Raw genomic sequence first — 1,020 nt, 5'->3', positions numbered from 1 at the left:
CAACTCACCATCTACACCACAATAATCACAGGCACACTCACTACACTACTAAGCTCACACTGATTTCTCGCCTGAGCAGGCCTAGAAATAAACATACTAGCCTTCATTCCAATTCTAATCAAAAAAACAAACCCCCGTTCCACAGAAGCCGCTACCAAATACTTCCTAATACAATCCACCGCATCCATAATTCTTATAATAGCAACTACCCTCAACAACCTACTATCAGGACACTGAATAATAACAAGTACCACCAATCAACTCCCATCATTAATAATAACTGCTGCCCTTGCTATAAAACTAGGAATAGCCCCCTTTCACTTTTGAATTCCAGAGGTCACCCAAGGAACACCCCTAATTCCTGGCCTACTCCTCCTCACATGACAAAAACTAGCCCCCATCTCAATTATATACCAAATTCACCCATCAATCAACACCTGTGCCCTCATAACCCTCTCAACCCTATCTATTATAGCAGGTAGCTGAGGAGGCCTAAACCAGACACAATTACGCAAAATTATAGGATACTCCTCAATCACTCACATAGGCTGAATGATAATAACACTAACATACAACCCAACCATCACAACCCTCTACTTAACCACATACATCGCCCTAACAACCACCATATTCCTATTCCTCAATCTAAACTCAAACACCACAACCCTTACACTGTCCCTTACCTGAAACAAATCACCCCAACTCATACCACTAACAATATTCACCCTCATATCCCTAGGAGGTCTACCTCCACTAACCGGCTTTCTACCTAAATGAATAACTATTCAAGAACTTGCAATAAACAACAACTTCATCATCCCCTCCATCATAGTCGCCATAACCCTACTTAACCTGTACTTCTACATACGCCTAATCTACACTGTCTCAGTATCACTATTCCCCACTCCTAACAACACAAAGATGAACTGACAACTTGAAAACACAAAACCAACACCCCTCACCCCCACACTCACCATCATTTCTACCCTCCTACTACCAATCACCCCCCTAATCCTAACA

1 protein-coding gene is annotated in these 1,020 nt (G+C 42.2%); it reads left to right on the top strand.

Features of this window, described 5'->3' with window-relative positions; all coding sequences use genetic code 11:
* Window positions 1–87: 87 nt before the first annotated feature.
* Entirely contained in the window at window positions 88–237 is a 150-nt protein-coding gene (locus ACFIJR_RS09075) for a hypothetical protein (RefSeq protein ID WP_375621917.1), read from the top strand.
* Window positions 238–1,020 lie beyond the last annotated feature (783 nt).

Source organism: Bartonella sp. OD88NMGDW, from assembly GCF_042193775.1.
GTDB lineage: Bacteria > Pseudomonadota > Alphaproteobacteria > Rhizobiales > Rhizobiaceae > Bartonella > Bartonella grahamii.
This window is presented reverse-complemented; position numbering and strand designations above follow the sequence as displayed.